A 16,705-nucleotide genomic window follows, 5' to 3' on the forward strand; every position below is an offset into this window, starting at 1 on the left:
CAGCCGCCATGAACACCCTCCTGACGACCGCCGCCTTCCTGATCCTCATCGCAGCGGCGGCGTTCGTGATCCACCGGCTCACCATCGAGCACGCGGAAAGGATCGCCGTGCACCGGTACAGTCGCGCCCTGCCCGGCGGCCCGTGCCGCTTCCCACCACGCCGCCGCCGCGACCGCGCCACTCACCACGGGTGACGAGGCGATGTCCCCGGCCCCGCGCACCGACCGTCGGCGCGGCCCGTACCGACGGGTTTCGGCCCTGCCTCACGAACCGACGCGGGCACATGCAGGGATCTCGACCGGCGGGTCCCCGCCCCACGTGGTCCTCGTCCCGAGGAGCAGCACATGCAGGCCCTGATCATTCTCATCGTCGTGATCGGCCTCCTGGCCGTCCTGGCCCTCGTCTTTTCCGTGAGGGTCGTCAAGCAGTACGAGAAGGGAGTGCTGTTCCGCTTCGGCCGACTCGTCGGAACACGCTCCCCGGGGCTGCGGTTCATCATCCCGTTCGTCGACGTCCTGCACCGGGTGTCGCTGCGGGTCGTCACCATGCCGATCCAGTCCCAGGGCATCATCACCCGGGACAACGTGAGCGTGGACGTGTCGGCGGTCGCCTACTTCCGGGTCGTCGACGCCGTGAAGTCGGTCATCGCCGTCGAGAACGTCAACGCGGCGATCAACCAGATCGCCCAGACAACCCTGCGGAAGGTCGTCGGCCGGCACACGCTCGACGAGACGCTGTCGGAGACGGACCGTATCAACCTGGACATCCGCCAGATCCTCGACGTCGCCACCGTCGACTGGGGGGTGCAGGTCACGCTGGTCGAGCTGAAGGACATCCAACTGCCCGACACCATGAAGCGCGCCATGGCCCGCCAGGCCGAGGCCGAGCGGGAGAAGCGAGCGAAGATCATCAACGCGGAGGGCGAGTCGCTGGCAGCAGCCGCGCTCGGCGACGCCTCGGACACCATGATGGCCCACCCCCTGGCGCTTCAACTGCGCAATCTCCAGAGCCTGGTGGAGATCGGTGTCGACCAGAACACCACCGTCGTCTTCCCGGCCCCCCTCATGAGCACGATCGGCGAGCTCGGCTCCTTCCTCGCCCGGGAAACCGCGGCCGCCGCGGCAGCGCCACTGGCCGGCACCGGCCGCACCGACAAGTCCCTCAGCCCGGCCGGCAACGCGCCCGGCACCGCGGCGTGACCCGACTACGGCCGATCCGTGCCACCAGGGCGGACTCGTGGCCGACGCCTGTCGCGCGCGTCCTCCGGGCATCGGCTGATGATGGGAGTACGGCCGAACACGCGGAGCTGATCATGACGGGTTGGCGGGTCAGGGACTACACCCAGGACGATCTCGAAGCGCTGATCCGTGTCGACATGGAGAGCGGCACGACCGAGGAACCGCCGCTCTTCCCGCTCTCGGACGCCGTGACGGCCCTCCAGGCCCGCCACCCGGCTGTGGTGGCCACGGCCGACGACGTGCTGATCGGCGCGGCGGTGAGCAGGGTGGAGGGCGAACGGGCATGGATCCTGCGCATCTGCATGGCGCCCGGCTGGCGGCAGCGCGGGCTGGGCAGTGCCCTGATCACCGCCCTTGAGCAACGGCTCTTCGCCGTCGGCGTCCGGGCGGTGCACGCCGTCCTGCCCGAGGGCGAGACCGGCGCCGCCGCCCTGCGCAACTGCGACTTCGGTGCCCGCCCCGGGCTGGTCTTCTTCGAAAAGCGCGGGCCGGTGACCCCGCAGTCGGCCGGCACGCTGTCCTCGCTCGGAGCGGAGCTGCCGCCGGGAGGACTGTGGCAGAAGGTCGCGGGCATGCAACGGGAGAAGCAGCTCATCGAGCGGCGCCTGGTCCTGCCACTGGCCCATCCCGAACTGGCCGCCCAGCACGGAGTGGAACTGCCGCGGGCGGTGATGCTGTTCGGCCCGCCCGGGACCGGCAAGAGCACATTCGCGCACGCGATCGCCAGCCGCCTGGGATGGCCCTTCCTCGAGCTGTTCCCCGCACGTCTGGCCGCCGAGTACGGCCTGGCGACCGGGCTGAACCGGCGCTTCGACGAGATCGCCCGGCTCGACCACGTCCTCGTCTTCATCGACGAGGTCGAGGAGATCGCCGGCGAACGCGGCGGCGCGGACGCGACCGCTGTCGGCGTCGTCAACGAACTGCTCAAGGCGATCGTCCGGTTCCGAAGCCAGGACGGACGGCTGCTCGTCTGTGCCACGAACAACGTGACCACGCTCGACTCCGCGTTCCTGCGACACGGCCGCTTCGACTACGTGCTGCCGATCGGCCCTCCCGACCACACCGCCAGGACCGCGCTGTGGGAGAGCTACCTGGCCCGAGCGGGCGCGCGGGCCGACAGCACGGTTCTTGCGTCCGCCAGCGAGGGGTTCACCCCCGCCGACATCGCCCACGCGGCGCGCACCGTCTCCCAGGCCCAGTTCGAGCGCACCTTCGACACCGGAGCCCGGACCGCCCCCACCACCGACGACTACCTGGACACGATCCGCGATACCAAGCCCACGGTCAGCGCCGCCATGGCCCAGGAATTCGCCCAGCAGACGGAGAAGTTCGCCCGCATCTAGCGTCCGGACCGACGGCGGTTCCGGAGACAGGCAACGGCTCCGGCGTATACCCGCCGGAGCCGCCCTTCCGGGTCATTGCACGTGAGCGTGCGCCGACCCGGTTCCCACATTACGCCAAAGGGATTACTCCGGCATAAGCAATCCTTGCGAGGGTTCACTTCGGTCCGAGAAGCCGACGCGGCGACTCAGCCACGTCCTTCCTCTTCTGTCTCCATCTGTCGGATCCCCTGGTGCGTCAGCGTGATCATCGCGGGCGTGTTGCCCCTCGCCCAGTCCACGACGACCCAGCCTTCGCCCGCCAGGTACATACAGGCAGCGGCCATGTCCTGCTCAGGGATACCGAGGTCGTTGCGGAGCTTCGCCCCATCGACGCCCAGGAGGCGATTGCCCTCGGCGGCTTGGTACAGAGCCTGCATGATCCTCTCGCGGTACGTCTTCCGGTCTCGCAATATCGCCATGACGTGCCTTCCTCTGCCGCCCCCGGTCGGGCCCGAGTCGATGTCATCGGCGGTCGCTGTCGCCATTGGGCGTGTCGGCGGTCCCGTCCGCAGCCCGTCGGCGGTGCCTCCGGAGCCGGCGACCGATCCCCGGCAGGGCATCGCTGTAGTGGAAGGCAGCGATCCGTTTGTTGTGCTGAGCGTTGAGCCGGTGGATGAGAACGACTCCGACGGCGATCACGACAAGCAACACAGCCACGGCGATGAGAGTCATGGTTCTCTCACATCCGTTGGCCGGAGGGCGGACGCCCGCCCTGGCGATCCCATGGGGCGCGGCACCGGGCTCGCCGGCGTCAGGGAGAGGCGGGCCGTCGACGAGGGCGCGCGCTCACTCGGTGGCGTACGGTCGATGGTCACGGTCATGGCGCGGACCTGCCCCCGGGCTCGTCTGCGACAGCCCGGCGTTGTTCATCACCGGGAACGACACCGCAGGGAAACCGGCATGCGAAGAACTCCCGGTGACTTCACTCTACTCCGCTCCCGAGCCCGAAAAAGTGCGCATGACCAGCTATTTTCCCGGCTCGGGAGTGACTGGTCAGAGCCGGCCCGTCGGCCGGGCGGCCCCCTCGGACTCGGCCCGCCCCCAGGGGTGCTCCCGATCGTCCTCCCCCGCCTCCAGCAGCCCCGCCGCCGCCCCCACCACGCGCGGGTCGGGTGTGCCGACGACCTCCTCGTCCTTGTCGGTGTAGGCGAAGCGGGCCAGGACGCTGCGCATGGCCTCGACTCGGGCGCGTTTCTTGTCGTTGCTCTTGACCACGGTCCAGGGGGCGTGGTCGGTGTCCGTCTCGCGGAACATGGCGACCTTCGCGGCGGTGTAGTCGTCCCAGCGGTCCAGCGAGGCCAGGTCCATCGGGCTGAGCTTCCACTGCCGTACGGGGTCGACCTGACGGATCGTGAAGCGGGTGCGCTGCTCGCCCTGGGACACCGAGAACCAGAACTTGAGCAGGTCGACGCCGTCGTCGACGAGCATCCGTTCGAACAGGGGTGCCTGCCGCATGAAGCGCCGGTACTCGTCGCCCGAGCAGAAGTCCATCACCCGCTCGACACCGGCCCTGTTGTACCAGGAGCGGTCGAAGAGCACGATCTCTCCGGCGGTCGGCAGGTGTTCGACGTAGCGCTGGAAGTACCACTGCCCCCGTTCGCGCTCGGTCGGCTTCTCCAGCGCCACCACCCGCGCGCCGCGCGGATTGAGGTGCTCGGTGAACCGCTTGATGGTGCCGCCCTTGCCCGCCGCGTCCCGCCCCTCGAAGACGATGACCAGCCGGCGCCCGCTCTCCTTGATCCAGCTCTGCAGCTTCAGCAGTTCGATCTGCTGGAGCCGCTTGTGCCACTCGTACTCCTTGCGCTCCATCCGCAGGTCGTACGGGTAGTTCTCGCGCCAGGTGTCCACCGGGCTGCCGTCGGGCCGGATCAGCACGGGGTCGTCGGGGTCGGTGTAGTCGACCCGCAGGCCCTCCGTCATCAGAGGCATCAGAGGTGTCAGAGGTGTCATCTCGTCTCGTCCCCCTTCGTCGCGGTCAGTGGAACTGCGGCACGATCAGATAGAGCCCGTACGCCACCACCGCCACGCAGGCGAGGAAGCACAGTCCCGCCTGGGTGATACCCAACGCCCGGCCGGCGCCCGGGTGTTCACGGGAACCCTCGACGCGGGCGAGGCCCAGCACGCCGAGGGCGAAGACGGCGACCACGGCGACGGTGACTCCGATGCTCACCGCGGTGACCTGGCCGAGGGCGGTCCAGTCCAGATGCATGTCAGCTCTCCGTGGCTCAGGCGGCCGTGTCGACGTCGGTCGGCGCGGTGGTGCGGATGGTGACCTCGTGGTGGTCGTTGACGTTGTTCGCGTGCACGGGGTTGCGGCGCGAGGCGAGGACGATGACCGTCGCGAGGGCGACGGCGACCAGCGCGATCACCGCCGTACCGGCGTTGCCGCCGTGCTTGACCACGCTCGCGGCGAGCCCTCCGACCAGGGCGGCCGCGGGCAGGGTGATCAGCCAGGCGGCCACCATGCGGCCGGCGACCCCCCAGCGGACCTCCGCCAGACGGCGGCCCAGGCCCGCGCCGAGGATGGAGCCCGAGGCGACCTGGGTGGTGGACAGGGCGAAGCCGAGGTGGGCGGAGGTGAGGATCACGGTCGTGGACGCCGTCTCGGCCGCGAAGCCCTGCGGGGACTGGATCTCGGTGAGGCCCTTGCCCATGGTGCGGATGATCCGCCAGCCGCCCAGGTAGGTGCCGAGGCCGATGGCGAGGCCCGCGGAACCGATCACCCAGAGCGGCGGGCCCGCCTCGTGGCCGAGGGCGCCCGCGGAGATCAGGGTGAGCGTGATGACGCCCATCGTCTTCTGCGCGTCGTTCGTGCCGTGCGCCAGCGAGACCAGCGAGGCCGAGGCGATCTGGCCGATCCGGAAGCCCTTGGTCACCGACTCCTTGCGGGCCCGCTCGGTGAGCCGGTAGGCGAGGTAGGTGGCGATCAGCGCTGCCACACCCGCGACCACCGGCGAGACCACGGCCGGGATCAGCACCTTCTCGACCACCTTGTCGAAGTGCACGCCGTCGGACCCGGCACCGACCCAGACGGCCCCGACGAGCCCGCCGAACAGGGCGTGCGAGGAGCTGGACGGCAGCCCGGCGAGCCAGGTCAGGAGGTTCCACAGGATCGCCCCCACCAGACCGGCGAAGATCATCGCCGGGGTGACGAGCGTGTCGTCCACGATGCCGCCCGAGATCGTCTTGGCGACCTCGGTGGACAGGAAGGCGCCGACGATGTTCAGGACGCCGCTCACCAGGACCGCCGTCCGTGGTTTCAGCGCCCCGGTCGCGATGGACGTCGCCATCGCGTTCGCCGTGTCGTGGAATCCGTTGGTGAAGTCGAAGGCCAGCGCCGTGACGATGACGACCGCCACGAGGAACGTGATGTGGTCCATCCCCAGAGGAAAGCAAGCACAGGCCAATGCCAGGCGAACCGAAGGCGAAGGCCGGGTCGAACTCGTGGGTCTCTGTTGTGCGTTCCTGTGTGAATGAGTGCGACAGGGCCGACGGTGTTCTGTGCCAAGCTGGGGAGGTGACTCTGGAGGACCTGGTACGGCTGCGGCGGGTGCGCGACCGCATGGACCGCGAGTACGCCGAGCCGCTCGACATGACCGAGCTGGCCCGTGGCGCCCATATGTCGCCCGGCCACTTCCAGCGCAGCTTCCGCAAGGCGTACGGGGAGACGCCGTACAGCTATCTGATGACCCGCCGGGTCGAGCGGGCCAAGGCGCTGCTGCGCCGCGGCGACCTCACCGTGACCGAGGTGTGCTTCGCCGTCGGCTGTACCTCCCTCGGCTCCTTCAGCTCCCGGTTCACCGAGCTGGTCGGTGAGACGCCGAGCGCCTACCGGGCCCGCCCGCACGAGGAGAGCGCGGTGATCCCGTCCTGCGTGGCCCGCTCCTTCACCCGCCCGCGCCGCCGCCCGTACTGAAGCACTCCGGCCGGGCCTCGCCTAGCGTGAAGCCATGGACCTGAAACTCAAGCAGTGCTTCATCGCCGTGGACGACCACGACAAGGCGCTCCACTTCTACTGTGACGTGCTCGGCATGGAGGTCCGCAACGACGTGGGCTTCGAGGGGATGCGCTGGGTCACCGTGGGCTCGCCGCTCCAGCCGGACGTGGAGATCGTGCTGGAGCCGCCGGGCGCGAGCCCGGACATCTCCCCGGCCGACAAGCAGGCGATCGCCGAACTGCTCGCCAAGGGGCTGCTGCGCGGGGTCATCTTCACCACCGCCGACTGCGACGCCCTGTACGAGCGGGTCCGGGAGGCCGGCGGCGATGTGCTCCAGGAGCCGACGGACCAGCCGTACGGGGTCCGCGACTGCGCCTTCCGGGACCCGGCCGGGAACATGCTGCGGTTCCTGGAGCGGCCCGCGGACTGAAATTCCGCCGACGCGGCGGGGACTGCTGCCTACGATCCCCGCCATGAACACCATCCGCTGGACGTATGCCTTCATCGACCGCCCCATCGACCGTCTCGCCGAGGCCCGCGCCTTCTGGACGGCCGTCACGGGCACTCGGCTGTCCGAGTTCCGGGGCGAACGACAGGAGTTCGTGACACTGCTGCCGGACGGGGCGGACGCCTGCGTGAAGCTCCAGGGAGTCCTCGACGGGGACGGCGGGGCCCATCTCGACTTCTTCGTCGAGGACGTACGGGCGTTCACGGAGTCGGCCGGCGGCCTCGGTGCGGACGTGGTCGCCGAGCACCGTGACTGGGCCGTGCTCCGTTCACCCGCCGGGCAGTCGTTCTGCGTCGGACCCTGGCACGGGGAGACGGTACGGCCACCGGTGGTCGACGGCAGCCGCCTGGACCAGGTGTGCCTGGACATCCCGCCCTCGGTGTACGACACCGAGACCGCGTTCTGGGCCGCGCTGACCGGCTGGGACCTGCTGGCGGGTTCCCTGCCGGAGTTCCGGGTGCTCAGGCCGCCCGCGGGCCTGCCCGTCCGGATCCTGCTCCAGCGGCTCGACGACGAACGCCTGGCCTCCGCCCACCTGGACCTCGCCTGCGCTGACATCGCGGCGACCCGGGCCCGGCACGAGCGACTGGGTGCCGTCCGCGTCCACCAGGGCCGGCACTGGGCGGTGATGCGCGACCCGGTCGGCGGCACGTACTGCCTGACCGGCCGGGACCCCGAGACGGGCGGGCTGCCGGCGGCGGTCAGCGGCGCGTAGTCACGTACAGGCAGGCGACGGCTGTCCGCCCCGCCCCCTGGATCGGCTCGGGCTCCGGGCTCGGCGGGCACCCGACGTCGTCCAGGCCCGACGTGTCGAGCGGGCGAGGCGTACTGCCGTACGGCTCCTGCGGCCGGACCGAGTCCTGGAGCCACACGGTGAGCCCGCCCCCGGCGACCACCGCCACGGCCCAGGCGCAGACGGCCCAGCGCCATAACCGGCGGCGGCGCGCACCCCCCTGTTCGCTCACCCCCAGGTCTCCACGTCCACCACGGCGTCGACGGGCACCGGCCCGTACACGTGCGGGAACTCCTCGCCGTTCGGCGGCATGGCCTCGTACTTCAGCGGTACGTCGAGCAGGGCCGGGTCCACGACCAGCACCACCAGCTCGTCGGGGCCCTCGTAGTCGCCGTACAGGAAGGCCGCGATGCGCGGGAGTTGCTCGCGGGTGGAGAAGTGGATGAACCCCTCCTCCTGGAGGGTGCGGCCACGGGTGGACACCTCGTAGGTGCCGTGTGCGCGGGCCGCCTCCCACAGGGAGCGCTCGGTGATGTGGACGATGTGATCGAGTTTCGGCATGCGGCCACGCTACGGCCTCGGCCGGGCCGGTCATACGGCGCCGATGTCCTCGGCGCCCTCCATGACGGGCCGGATCACCACGGGGTACTCGGTCAGGCCCTCGGAGCCGGGGCAGTGGGTGACGCGTTCGGCGATCTCGGTGACCCGGTCCAGGCTCGCGCAGTCCACCACCCAGTAGCCGGCCATCAGCGCCTCGGTCTCGCCGTACGGGCCGTCGGTGATCACGGTCTCGCCGTCCTTGCCGCGCGTGACCAGCCGGGTCCGGGCGGGCTCGGCCAGGCCCTCGGCGTCGACGAGTTCGCCGGACTCGGCGAGGTCGTCGCTGATCGCACCCATGTACAGGTACATGGCCTTGAGCTGCGCCTCGGTCCAGGCCGGGGCGTGCGCGGAGGGCTTGCCGGCCATCGCGTCGTAGTCCGCCTGCGTGCCCTGCACCATCACCAGGTACTTCACGGTCCGCTCCTTCGGCTCGGGGCCGCCTCCCGCGGGCGGCTCTCACCGGGGACGTCGGAGCCGGGCCGGGATTCTCGACACGGGCTCAGGAGTTCTTCGCGGCAGGGTCCTGCGGGGCAAGGTGCCCCTGCCAGGCGGCGAGGCCGGCGCAGGCCGCGCACTTCGGGTTGTGGCAGGGGCCGGGGCCCCACACCGGCACCCAGATGCCCAGCGTCTTGTGGCGCCGGACGACCGTGTCGACAGGCTGTCCGCAGACGGGACAGACGTGTTCTTCGCTGTCCATGCCCCCAGGGTAGGGCGGGCGCGGGTTCAGCGCTTCCTGCGGTACGTCCGCACGAGCGCGCCGTTGCCGAAGGTGCGCACCGAGTCCAGGGTGAACTCCTTGATGTCGAGGCCCGTGCCGAACATCGGCATGCCGGTGCCGTAGACGATCGGGTAGGTCTTGATGACGAGTTCGTCGATCTCGTCGAGCAGGGCTCCGGCGACCTGGGAGCCTCCGCAGAGGAAGATGTCCAACCCGCCGTCCTCCGCCTTGAGTTCGCGGACCCGGCCGGTCAGGTCGCCGTCGACGATCTCGACGTGCGGGTCGGGCGAGGTGCCCAGGGTGCGCGAGGCGACGTACTCGCGCAGGTGGGCGAAGGGGCTGGTGATGCCCTCCTTCAGCGCCACCTCGTAGCTGGCCCGGCCCTGGATGACGGTGTCGAACCGCCGGTTCTCCAGGTGGTCCAGGCCGAGCTGCCGGCGGACATGGGTGGGCAGGGTCTCCGCGAACTCCGCCTTGAGGAAGTCGAAGTACTCCTCGTCCAGGAAGCGGAGCATCGCGGTGCCGTCGCCGTGTTCGTCGCCGATGAAGCCGTCGAGCGAGCAGGCGATGAAGTACGTGAGCTTTCGCAAGCCGGTCTCTTTCCGTAGGCTGCGGGCGGTCGGTTGACCACTCCGCTTGTAGTGCTTCAGTTGTAGTACTCCGGCTGTAGTGGTGGCAAGCTTTTTCCGGGATGCTGTGGGCAGCGAGGACAAGTAGGAGGAGGGATTCCGCATGGCGGGCAATCCGGAACGGCGGGCGGCGCTGGTGGACGCCGGCATCGCGGTGCTGGCGCGGGAGGGCGCGCGCGGGCTGACGTTCCGCGCGGTGGACGGCGAGGCGGGCGTGCCCACCGGCACCGCATCCAACTACTTCGCCAGCCGCGACGACCTGCTCCGCCAGATCGACGCCCGGCTGCACGTCCGGCTCGCACCGGATCCGGAGGTGATGGAGACACTGCTGGGCCGGCCCCGCGACCGCTCCCTGGTCAGGGCCTTCATGCAGGACATCATGGACCGCGCGACCCGCGACCGGCCCGGCTACCTGGCCCTGCTGGAGATGCGCCTGGAGGCCACCCGGCGCCCCGAACTGCGGGCCTCCTTCACCAAGTCGGTGCGCGGGGACCTGGAGCAGGGCATCGGATTCCACCGGGAGGCCGGCCTGCCCGGCGGCGACGAGACGGTCACCGTGCTCTACCTCGCGATGCTCGGCCTCATCCTGGAGCACCTGACCCTGCCCGGTGTCCTGGACGGAGTCCTGGAGGGGGTGAGCGTGCCGGAGGGGCTGGTGGAGCGGATCGTGACGACGATCGTGCCCGAGGGGTAGCCCGGCGGACCACTCGCCCCAGCAGCTCACCGGGACAATCGGCGGGCCCCGCACACCGTGGGGATGCGCGGGGCCCGCCGGCCGGAGCCACCGGTCGTCGTGCGGGGTCAGGAACCGCACGGTCCCGGTGGCTCCGGGGTCTTCACACGGCCGCGGTCACGGCGGCCTCAACTGCTGCGCCGGGTCACGAACTCGGCCAGGGCCAGCAGACCGCCCGCCGCCTCCGGCACGGGCACGGCGCGGGCCAGCTCCTGCATGGCCCGGGCCATGCGGTCGGCCGCCTCGGCCTGCGCCCAGTCCCGGCCGCCGGCCTGCTCCACGGCCAGGGCCGTCCGCGCGATCTCCGCGCCGTCCCCGGGCTCCCCCTTCACGTACGGCTTCCCGTACAGCGCGGCGAGTTCCGCCGCCGCCGGGGTGCCGGACGCCAGCGCGGCCACCACCGGCAGGGACTTCTTGCGGACCGCGAGATCCGCCCCGGCCGGCTTGCCGGTGCGCCGCGGATCCCCCCATATGCCGATCACGTCGTCGATCAGCTGGAAGGCGAGCCCCGCCTGCCGCCCGAAGCCGTCCAGCGCCGCCACCTCCTGCGCTCCGGCGCCCGCGTACAGCGCGCCGAGCGCACAGGCGCAGCCCAGCAGCGCACCGGTCTTCGCCTCGGCCATGGCCAGCACCTCGTCCAGCGTGACCTCGTCCGGCGCTCGGTGCTCCATCGCCGTGTCGGTGTGCTGTCCGGCGCACAGCTCCATGACACAGTCGGCGAGCCGGACCGCGGCCGCGCCGGAGGCCGGGTGCGGATCCTCGGCGAGCAGCCGCAGGGCCAGCGCCTGCAGGGCGTCCCCGGCGAGGATGGCGTCCGCGTCACCGAAGACGGTCCAGGCCGTGGGCCGGTGCCTGCGGGAGGTGTCCCGGTCCATCACGTCGTCGTGCAGCAGTGTGAAGTTGTGGACCAGTTCGACCGCCACGGCCGCCCGGACGGCCGCCTTCCGCGCCCGCGGGCCGCCGAGCGCGGCGGCCGCGGCCAGGACCAGCGCGGGCCTTATGGCCTTGCCCGCGTTGCCCGTCGCCGGAGTGCCGTCCGCGTGCTCCCACCCGAAGTGGTAGAGCGCGATCCGGCGCATCGAGCCGGGCAGCGACTCGACCGCCGCACGCAGCTCCGGGTCGACGAGGGCCCGGGTCCGCTCCAGCAGTGCTGCCGCCTCCTGCCCGTCGAAGGGGCCGGCCCCGGCGTCACCGGCGGGCCCCCGCCGCTCACCCGTCGCGGGTGAGCGCTGTTTGGTCTCCGTCATGAACTCGGCCACGAGTCCCCCTCGCACAGTCCGCGGACGGTGGTGCTTCCGCTCCGGCTGGACGCATACCCCGAGGGACTACCCGCCCCGAAGGGCGGGAACACGGCCGCGAAGTGCGGAAACGTCACCTCCACCGGCCGATCTCGACGTTCTCCAGCACACCGAGCGCGTCGGGCACCAGCACGGCGGCCGAGTAGTACGCCGTCACCAGGTAGTTGATGACGGCCTGTTCGTTGATGCCCATGAACCGCACGGACAGGCTCGGCTCGATCTCGTCCGGGATGCCGGACTGCCGCAGGCCGATGACGCCCTGCTCGTCCTCGCCGGTACGCATGGCGATGATCGAGGTCGTGCGCTCCGGGGTGACGGGGATCTTGTTGCAGGGGTAGATCGGCACCCCGCGCCAGGTGGGGATGCGGTTGCCGCCGATCTCGACGGTCTCCGGGACCAGTCCGCGCTTGTTCAGCTCGCGCCCGAACGCGGCGATCGCGCGCGGGTGGGCGAGGAAGAGCTTGGTGCCACGCCGGCGGCTGAGCAGCTCGTCCATGTCGTCCGGGCTGGGCACGCCGTCGTGCGGCTGGAGCCGCTGGTCGTACTCGCAGTTGTTCAGCAGCCCGAACTCGCGGTTGTTGACCAGCTCGTGCTCCTGGCGCTCCTTCAGCGCCTCGACCGTGAGCCGCAGCTGGTGCTCGGTCTGGTTCATCGGCTGGTTGTACAGGTCGGCCACGCGCGTGTGGATGCGCAGCACGGTCTGGGCGATGCTCAGCTCGTACTCGCGCGGCCGGGCGTCGTAGTCGACGAAGGTGTGCGGGATGTCCGGCTCGCCGCTGTGGCCGGCCGCCAGCGCGACCTCCTTCTCGCCGTACTTGTTGGTCGCCTGCTCCGGGAGCGCGCGCAGCTGCTGGACGTGGGCGCGCAGCGAGTCGGAGCGCTCCGCGACCTGCTCGAAGTCCTGGCGGCCGAGGATCAGCACCGTGCAGGCGGTGTCCGCGCGGGCCGTGTACTCCCAGATGGCGTCCGGGTCGAGCAGCGATGCCTCGCCGAAGTAGGCGCCGTCGGCGAGCACACCGAGGACCGCGTCGTCGCCGTACGGGCCCGTGCCGATCTTCTCGACCCTGCCGTGGGCCAGCAGGTACACCTCGTCGGTCTGGTTGCCGAAGGACGCGATGACCTCGCCGGGCGCGAAGTCCCGCTGGCGGCAGCGCCGGGCCAGCTCGGTCAGCACCTCCTCGTCCTCGTACGAGCGCAGCGCCGGGAGCTCGCCGAGTTCGGCGGGGATCACCTCCACCTGGTCCCCGGTCTTCACGAAGGTGATACGGCCGTCGCCGACGGCGAACGTCAGTCGCCGGTTCACGCGGTACGTGCCGCCCTGTACATCCACCCAGGGCAGCGTCCGCAGCAGCCAGCGGGAGGTGATCTCCTGCATCTGCGGGGCGGACTTGGTCGTGGTGGCCAGGTTCCGCGCCGCCGCCGTGCCGAGAGACTGCTGCGGCTTCTCCTGCGACGTGCGGATCTCTTCGCCTACCGACATAAGAAAATGCCCTCTCCTGTATGTCCGGCGCCGAATCGCACACCGGTCTCGCGAGCGAGCCTTCCATTACGGAAAGTGCTCGCGCCATTACCCGAAAGAGCGGGAATGGATCATCGGACTAGTGGGCAGAAAGAGGGACCTTGTCCAGTGCCCCGCGTCCGGTGCCCCGCCTCGCGCGGCCTGTCCGGATCGGCTCGCACAGCGTGCGAACGATGTAGTCCGGGCGGTCCGGTTTCGGTAGAAGCACCGGTACGACAGGGCCGCGACCTGCGGCCACGGGCACGGCACGAAGGAGGCGGTCATGGCCCCACCCATGTCCGCGAACGGGTTCCTGGACGCGCTCCGAGCGGAGGGCGTCGAGGTCGTGGAGGTCGGCGACTGGCAGAACCACAACCGCAATCACAAGGGCCCCTGGGGCCCCGTCCACGGCGTGATGATCCACCACACGGTGACCCGGGGCAGCGCCCCCACCGTGGAGCTCTGCCGCACCGGCCACGCGGAGCTGCCGGGCCCGCTGTGCCATGGGGTGATCACCAAGGACGGCACGGTCCACCTGGTCGGCTACGGCCGCGCCAACCACGCCGGCCTCGGCGACGACGACGTCCTGCGCGCGGTGATCGCCGAGAAGCGGCTGCCGCCGGAGAACGAGGCGAACACCGACGGCAACCGGCACTTCTACGGCTTCGAGTGCGAGAACATGGGCGACGACGAGGATCCCTGGCCCGAGGCGCAGCTGGACGCGATCGTGCGCGCAGCCGCGGCGGTGTGCCGCCACCACGGCTGGACGGAGCACTCGGTCGTCGGCCACCTGGAGTGGCAGCCGGGCAAGGTGGACCCGCGCGGATTCTCGATGGCGTGGCTGCGGGAGCGGGTCGAGGAGCGCCTGAAGGCGTAGGAGTTGTTGCCGGACCGGGCCGGAGCCGGGCGACAATGAGGCAGTGACCAGCACCGGCCCGCTCGCCCCGCGCCTTCCCTCTCCGCTGGTGGAGATCCGGGACGGCCGGTTCGTGCGGCACGGCCTGCGCCTGCTGCTCAAGCGGGACGACCTGATCCACCCGCAGCTGATCGGCAACAAGTGGCGCAAGCTGGCGCCGAACCTGGAGGCGGCGGCGGGGCGGCAGGTGGTCACGTTCGGCGGGGCCTACTCCAACCATCTGCGGGCCACCGCCGCCGCGGGCCGCCTCCTGGGTCTGCCCACGGTCGGCGTGGTCCGCGGCCAGGAGCTGGCCGACCGCCCGCTCAACCCGTCCCTGTCCCGCTGCGCGGCCGACGGCATGCGGCTGCATTTCGTCGACAGATCGACGTACCGGCACAAGAGCGAGCCGGAGACCCTGGCCGCGATCCTGCGCGCGGCCGGCGCCGAGGGGGCGTACGTCGTCCCGGAGGGCGGCAGCAACGCCGCGGCCGTACGCGGCTGCCGGGCCCTCGGTGAGGAACTGCGCGGCCGCGCCGACGTCATCGCGGTGGCCTGCGGCACCGGCGGCACCCTCGCCGGACTCGCCGCCGGGCTGGCCCCCGGACAGCGCGCGCTCGGCGTACCGGTGCTCAAGGGCGGCTTCCTGGAGGCCGACATACAGGCCCTCCAGGAGCACGCCTTCGGCGCCCGCACCGGCACCTGGTCCCTCGACGACCGCTTCCACTTCGGCGGCTACGCCCGTACGACCCCCGAACTCGACACCTTCGCCGAGCGCTTCGAACACCGGCACGGCCTGCCCGTCGAACGTCTCTATGTCGCCAAGTTGCTGTACGCCCTTGTCGCCCTGGCCGAGGAGGGCGCCTTCACGCCCGGGACCTCGATCGCGGCGGTCGTCACCGGGCGGCCCTTCCCCGAGGCCTAACCGGCCTCCCGGTAGGCCGCCGCCTCCTCCAGGTCGAGTCTGCGGAGCAGGGCGCGAAGCATCTCGTCGTCGATGTAGCGGTGGTCGCGGAGCCGCACGAAGACCTCGCGTTCGGCGCCGATCATCTCGCGGGACAGGCGGCGGTAGGTGTCGTCCACGGACTCGCCGGTGACCGGGTTGACCTGGCCGAGCCGTTCCCAGACGGCGTTGCGGCGGCGCTCCAGGACCGTGCGCAGGCGGTCGGCGAGCGGCGGGGGCAGGGCGTTGCGCTCGTCGGAGAGGAGTTCGTCCAGGCGGCTCTCGGCGGCCCGGGATGCCTGCGCCTGGGCGTTGGCCTCGGCGAGCGTCTCGGCCTGCCGGTCGCGGCCGGGGAACTTCAGCAGGCCGATCAGCGGGGGCAGGGACAGGCCCTGCACGACCAGGGTGCCGATGACGGTGGTGAAGGTCAGGAACAGGATCAGGTTGCGCTGCGGGAAGGGGTGGCCGTCGTGCACGGTCGGGATGGAGAAGGCGATGGCCAGGGAGACCACACCGCGCATACCGGCCCACGAGGTGACCATCGCGCCCCGCCAGGTGGGGTCCTCCTCGCGTTCCCTGATGCGCGCCGACAGCACGCGGGGCAGGAAGGTTGCCGGATACACCCAGACGAACCGGGCGAGGACGACGACGAGGAAGAGGGCGACGGCGTACCAGGTCGCCTTGGCGCCCTCGTAGCCCCCCAGCCCCTTGAGGACGACCGGCAGCTGCAGGCCGATCAGGGCGAAGACCGCCGACTCCAGGATGAAGGCGACCATCTTCCACACCGCCTCCTCCTGCAGCCGGGTGGCGAAGTCGACCTCCCACGCGCGGTGGCCGAGGTAGAGGGCGACGACCACGACCGCGAGGACTCCGGAGGCGTGCAGCTGCTCGGCGACGCCGTAGGCGACGAACGGGATCAGCAGGGAGAGGGTGTTCTGCAGCAGGGGTTCCGTCAGGTGGGTGCGCAGCCAGTGCAGGGGTGCCATGAGGACGAGGCCGACGCCGACGCCGCCGACCGCCGCGAGCAGGAACTCGCGGATCCCGCCCGCCCAGGTGGCGCCCTCGCCGACGACCGCGGCGACGGCCACCTTGTAGGCGGTGATCGCGGTGGCGTCGTTCAGCAGCGACTCGCCCTGCAGGATCGTCGTGATCCGGGACGGCAGGCCGACCCGGCGCGCGACCGCCGTGGCGGCCACCGCGTCCGGCGGCGCCACCACCGCGCCGAGCACCAGGGCGGCGGTCAGCGGCATCCCGGGGATGAGCACATAGGCGGCCCAGCCGACGACGACGGTCGCGAAGAGCACATAGCCCACCGACAGCAGCGCCACGGGCCTGAACTGGGCCCGCAGGTCGAGGTAGGAGCTGTCGGTCGCCGAGGTGTACAGCAGCGGGGGCAGCAGCAGCGGCAGGACGATCTTGGGGTCGAGGGTGTAGTCCGGCACCCCGGGGACGTAGGAGATCGCCAGGGCCACCGCGACCAGCAGCAGCGGCGCCGGCACCGGTGTGCGCCGGGCGGCCCCCGCCACCGCGGCACTGCCCGCCACCAGCAACAGCAGGGGCAATACGTCCATGGTCTTCGCCCACCCTCGTTTT

22 protein-coding genes are annotated in these 16,705 nt (G+C 71.1%); 9 read left to right on the forward strand and 13 right to left on the reverse strand.

The features are described 5' to 3' along the window. The first annotated feature begins 8 nt into the window (after positions 1–8). From BEK98_RS10550 to BEK98_RS10560, 3 genes are all read left to right on the forward strand, one after another. Entirely contained in the window at positions 9–194 is a 186-nt protein-coding gene (locus BEK98_RS10550) for a hypothetical protein (RefSeq protein WP_094216167.1), read from the forward strand. 150 nt (positions 195–344) lie between these two features. Continuing rightward, positions 345–1,199, forward strand: a complete 855-nt coding sequence (locus BEK98_RS10555) for a slipin family protein (RefSeq protein ID WP_094216168.1) — start codon at positions 345–347, stop codon at positions 1,197–1,199. Between the two features lie 113 nt (positions 1,200–1,312). Then, positions 1,313–2,581, forward strand: coding sequence for an ATP-binding protein (locus tag BEK98_RS10560; RefSeq protein ID WP_094216169.1), 1,269 nt, complete (start codon positions 1,313–1,315; stop codon positions 2,579–2,581). A 185-nt stretch (positions 2,582–2,766) separates the two neighbouring features. Here the strand turns inward: BEK98_RS10560 and BEK98_RS10565 are convergent, their stop codons facing one another. From BEK98_RS10565 to BEK98_RS10585, 5 genes are all read right to left on the reverse strand, one after another. Continuing rightward, positions 2,767–3,039 (reverse strand): hypothetical protein, encoded by a 273-nt coding sequence (locus BEK98_RS10565; protein ID WP_094216170.1) that lies wholly within the window; start codon positions 3,037–3,039, stop codon positions 2,767–2,769. A 43-nt stretch (positions 3,040–3,082) separates the two neighbouring features. Then, the gene (locus BEK98_RS10570) at positions 3,083–3,292 is read right to left on the reverse strand and encodes a hypothetical protein (protein ID WP_094216171.1); all 210 of its coding nucleotides are present in this window, start codon (positions 3,290–3,292) and stop codon (positions 3,083–3,085) included. A 321-nt stretch (positions 3,293–3,613) separates the two neighbouring features. Continuing rightward, positions 3,614–4,540: a polyphosphate kinase 2 gene (gene ppk2 / locus BEK98_RS10575; protein ID WP_244201825.1), complete on the reverse strand. Its 927-nt coding sequence runs from the start codon at positions 4,538–4,540 to the stop codon at positions 3,614–3,616. A gap of 55 nt (positions 4,541–4,595) precedes the next feature. Next, the gene (locus BEK98_RS10580) at positions 4,596–4,829 is read right to left on the reverse strand and encodes a hypothetical protein (RefSeq protein WP_094216172.1); all 234 of its coding nucleotides are present in this window, start codon (positions 4,827–4,829) and stop codon (positions 4,596–4,598) included. Between the two features lie 16 nt (positions 4,830–4,845). Continuing rightward, complete coding sequence (locus BEK98_RS10585) at positions 4,846–6,000, reverse strand: inorganic phosphate transporter (RefSeq protein ID WP_094216173.1); 1,155 nt, start codon at positions 5,998–6,000, stop codon at positions 4,846–4,848. A 137-nt stretch (positions 6,001–6,137) separates the two neighbouring features. Here BEK98_RS10585 and BEK98_RS10590 point away from each other — a divergent pair, with 137 nt between their 5' ends. From BEK98_RS10590 to BEK98_RS10600, 3 genes are read left to right on the forward strand one after another with little or no spacing between them, the layout of a single operon-like run. Continuing rightward, a complete protein-coding gene (locus BEK98_RS10590) occupies positions 6,138–6,536 on the forward strand; it encodes a helix-turn-helix transcriptional regulator (protein ID WP_094216174.1) in 399 nt (132 codons plus the stop codon). Between the two features lie 34 nt (positions 6,537–6,570). Further along, complete coding sequence (locus tag BEK98_RS10595) at positions 6,571–6,987, forward strand: VOC family protein (RefSeq protein ID WP_094216175.1); 417 nt, start codon at positions 6,571–6,573, stop codon at positions 6,985–6,987. A 43-nt stretch (positions 6,988–7,030) separates the two neighbouring features. After that, positions 7,031–7,780: a VOC family protein gene (locus tag BEK98_RS10600; RefSeq protein ID WP_094216176.1), complete on the forward strand. Its 750-nt coding sequence runs from the start codon at positions 7,031–7,033 to the stop codon at positions 7,778–7,780. Here BEK98_RS10600 and BEK98_RS10605 read toward each other — a convergent pair. The 5 genes from BEK98_RS10605 to BEK98_RS10625 form a co-directional block, all read right to left on the reverse strand. After that, the gene (locus tag BEK98_RS10605) at positions 7,767–8,030 is read right to left on the reverse strand and encodes a hypothetical protein (RefSeq protein WP_094216177.1); all 264 of its coding nucleotides are present in this window, start codon (positions 8,028–8,030) and stop codon (positions 7,767–7,769) included. The two genes, BEK98_RS10600 and BEK98_RS10605, sit on opposite strands and share 14 nt — an antisense overlap. Further along, a complete protein-coding gene (locus tag BEK98_RS10610) occupies positions 8,027–8,359 on the reverse strand; it encodes a DUF952 domain-containing protein (RefSeq protein ID WP_094216178.1) in 333 nt (110 codons plus the stop codon). Before BEK98_RS10610 ends, BEK98_RS10605 begins: the two co-directional genes overlap by 4 nt. A gap of 30 nt (positions 8,360–8,389) precedes the next feature. Then, complete coding sequence (locus BEK98_RS10615) at positions 8,390–8,812, reverse strand: YciI family protein (protein ID WP_094216179.1); 423 nt, start codon at positions 8,810–8,812, stop codon at positions 8,390–8,392. An 85-nt stretch (positions 8,813–8,897) separates the two neighbouring features. Further along, positions 8,898–9,095 carry a hypothetical protein gene (locus BEK98_RS10620; RefSeq protein WP_094216180.1) on the reverse strand — a complete coding sequence of 66 codons (198 nt, stop codon included), beginning with the start codon at positions 9,093–9,095 and terminating at the stop codon, positions 8,898–8,900. Between the two features lie 26 nt (positions 9,096–9,121). Continuing rightward, entirely contained in the window at positions 9,122–9,706 is a 585-nt protein-coding gene (locus BEK98_RS10625; RefSeq protein WP_094216181.1) for a dihydrofolate reductase family protein, read from the reverse strand. Between the two features lie 142 nt (positions 9,707–9,848). Here BEK98_RS10625 and BEK98_RS10630 point away from each other — a divergent pair, with 142 nt between their 5' ends. Further along, positions 9,849–10,439, forward strand: coding sequence for a TetR/AcrR family transcriptional regulator (locus tag BEK98_RS10630; protein WP_094216182.1), 591 nt, complete (start codon positions 9,849–9,851; stop codon positions 10,437–10,439). A 167-nt stretch (positions 10,440–10,606) separates the two neighbouring features. Here the strand turns inward: BEK98_RS10630 and BEK98_RS10635 are convergent, their stop codons facing one another. Together BEK98_RS10635 and BEK98_RS10640 are read right to left on the reverse strand one after the other, a co-directional pair. Next, positions 10,607–11,725: a family 2 encapsulin nanocompartment cargo protein polyprenyl transferase gene (locus tag BEK98_RS10635; protein WP_094216251.1), complete on the reverse strand. Its 1,119-nt coding sequence runs from the start codon at positions 11,723–11,725 to the stop codon at positions 10,607–10,609. A gap of 124 nt (positions 11,726–11,849) precedes the next feature. Beyond that, positions 11,850–13,256, reverse strand: a complete 1,407-nt coding sequence (locus tag BEK98_RS10640) for a family 2B encapsulin nanocompartment shell protein (protein WP_094216183.1) — start codon at positions 13,254–13,256, stop codon at positions 11,850–11,852. Between the two features lie 301 nt (positions 13,257–13,557). Here BEK98_RS10640 and BEK98_RS10645 point away from each other — a divergent pair, with 301 nt between their 5' ends. Next, positions 13,558–14,151 (forward strand): N-acetylmuramoyl-L-alanine amidase, encoded by a 594-nt coding sequence (locus BEK98_RS10645; protein ID WP_094216184.1) that lies wholly within the window; start codon positions 13,558–13,560, stop codon positions 14,149–14,151. Positions 14,152–14,194: 43 nt separating this feature from the next. Then, on the forward strand, positions 14,195–15,094 hold the full coding sequence (locus BEK98_RS10650; RefSeq protein ID WP_094216185.1) for a 1-aminocyclopropane-1-carboxylate deaminase/D-cysteine desulfhydrase: 900 nt from the start codon (positions 14,195–14,197) through the stop codon (positions 15,092–15,094). Here the strand turns inward: BEK98_RS10650 and BEK98_RS10655 are convergent. Further along, positions 15,091–16,683 (reverse strand): Na+/H+ antiporter, encoded by a 1,593-nt coding sequence (locus tag BEK98_RS10655; RefSeq protein WP_094216186.1) that lies wholly within the window; start codon positions 16,681–16,683, stop codon positions 15,091–15,093. The two genes, BEK98_RS10650 and BEK98_RS10655, sit on opposite strands and share 4 nt — an antisense overlap. Positions 16,684–16,705: the final 22 nt, after the last annotated feature.

The sequence above is a fragment of the Streptomyces diastatochromogenes genome, assembly GCF_002242805.1.
Lineage (GTDB): Bacteria > Actinomycetota > Actinomycetes > Streptomycetales > Streptomycetaceae > Streptomyces > Streptomyces diastatochromogenes.